Origin of the sequence: Dietzia sp. DQ12-76, from assembly GCF_014145045.1 — a bacterium.
Lineage (GTDB): Bacteria > Actinomycetota > Actinomycetes > Mycobacteriales > Mycobacteriaceae > Dietzia.
In genome coordinates, this window is record NZ_JAALDV010000288.1 from 1 (window position 1) to 1,731 (window position 1,731).

The window sequence follows — 1,731 nt, forward strand, 5'->3', positions numbered from 1 at the left end:
TGTCCGAAATCAACGCGGCAGGTCAGGCCGAACCCGAGGACGCTTCCTGGAGCCCGGACGAGCACGAGTTCGCCCGTCGGTGGCAGGACCTCACACACATCGCCGTGTCGGAGACCATGGCCGAGGCGGACCTGCTCTCCGCCCGGGATCTCCTGCTGCCGCGTCTCGATCCCGCCCGGCTCCGAGAGATCGTCGACGGCGCGGCGGGCGAGGTCGAGATATTCGGGCCCACCACCGCGAGCGAGGCGATCAGCGCCGGGATGGTCGACGACTTCCGGTTCTTCGTCGTCCCCAGGGTGGTCGGTGGGGGCCTGCGCGCGCTGCCGCCGGGCGCCGAACTCGACCTGGAGTTGGTCGAACATCGCGTCTTCGACAGCGGCACCGTGCTCTTGCATTACAGGCGTCGAGCGACCGGCCGGAGCACCTAGTTCACCGGTGGATCCGGGCGAGCTGCTCGGCGATCCCCGCCACCGCCTGCCGGTCCAGGCCCAGGAACCCGGAGAGCATCCGACCCACGGGGATGGACCCCACCAGGTCCTCGATCGAGGCCCCCACTGCGCCGCTTGCGTCGCCGGCATTCGCGGCGAGCGGGCGGAACACCTCGTCGAGGATCAGTCGTGCGTCGGGGTCCGCCATCGCCTCGGCGATGGTGGACTCGAGGTCGATCCGGACCGGGCGTGGATCGCCGGTGATCGGCACGGTGACCTCGACCCGGATGTCCCTACTGGACGCGGCGGCGGCGAAGACGTACCCGCCCCCTTCCACCAGCCACCTCCCGGCCGGCTCGTCCCAGTACGCCAGGTCACGGCGTTCGACAGCCACCTCCAGGACCCCGCTCTGCCCGGGATCGAGATCGATGTGCCCGAATCCCACGAGCTCCCGCGTCGCCCGCCTGCGCACCGACGCCGGGAGCGAGGAGTAGATCTGGACGATCTCGCGGCCCCGGACCGGGCCGGTGTTGTGGACCTCCACCCGTGCCGTCCACTCCTCGGTGCGTATCGCCTCGGCCCGCACTCCGTCGCCTCGTTGTCCTTCGTCCCCGGCGACGACGGACAGGGACCGGTACTCGAACCGCGTGTAGGACAGGCCGTGGCCGAACGGGAAGCGCACCTCGCGACGCCGGTGGCCGTATCCGCGGTAGCCGACGAAGATTCCTTCGCCGTACCGCAGGTGCGAGTCCTCGGCAGGGAAGTTGTCCCAGCTGGGAGCGTCCTCGATGCGGAGCGGGACCGTCTCGGCCAGTCGCCCGGACGGGGAGGCGTGACCGTAGAGCACTCTCGCGAGCGCCCGGCCACCGCCCTGTCCCAACAGCGCCCCGGACAGAATCGCGGTGGCGTGGGGAACCACGGGGGCCAGGTCCACCACGGATCCGGCCGACAGGATCACCACGATCCGGTCCCGCACAGCCGCGACCGCGTCGAGGAGCCGGAGCTGGTCACCGGGCAGATCGATGTGCGGGCGATCCACCCCCTCCGACTCCTGGTCGTCGGTCAGCCCGAGCATGAGGACGGCCACCTCGGCGTCGGATGCCACAGCGACCGCCTCGGCGAGGAGGCGGCCGGCGTCGTCACCCGCCCCGAAACCCGCGGCGTAGGTGACGCGGTCGTCCCCGGCGATCCGGCGGATCTCCGTCAGGGGCACGTCGACCCGGGTGGGGGAGACGCGGGAGCTGCCACCGCCCTGGATGCGCGGCTCGCGGGCGAACGCGCCGATCACCGCGACGCCGGTGCC

At 71.6% G+C, this 1,731-nt stretch carries 2 protein-coding genes; one reads left to right on the forward strand and one right to left on the reverse strand.

Annotation, left to right across the window (positions count from 1 at the left end; genetic code table 11):
- The coding region (locus G6019_RS10385; RefSeq protein WP_182627529.1) for a dihydrofolate reductase family protein at nucleotides 1–428 on the forward strand (428 nt) is incomplete at its 5' end.
- Nucleotide 429: 1 nt separating this feature from the next.
- On the opposite strand, the gene G6019_RS10390 is transcribed toward G6019_RS10385, so the two are convergent.
- Nucleotides 430–1,731, reverse strand: a 1,302-nt coding sequence (locus G6019_RS10390; protein WP_182613504.1) for a glycoside hydrolase family 3 C-terminal domain-containing protein, incomplete at its 5' end; no start/stop codon positions are given.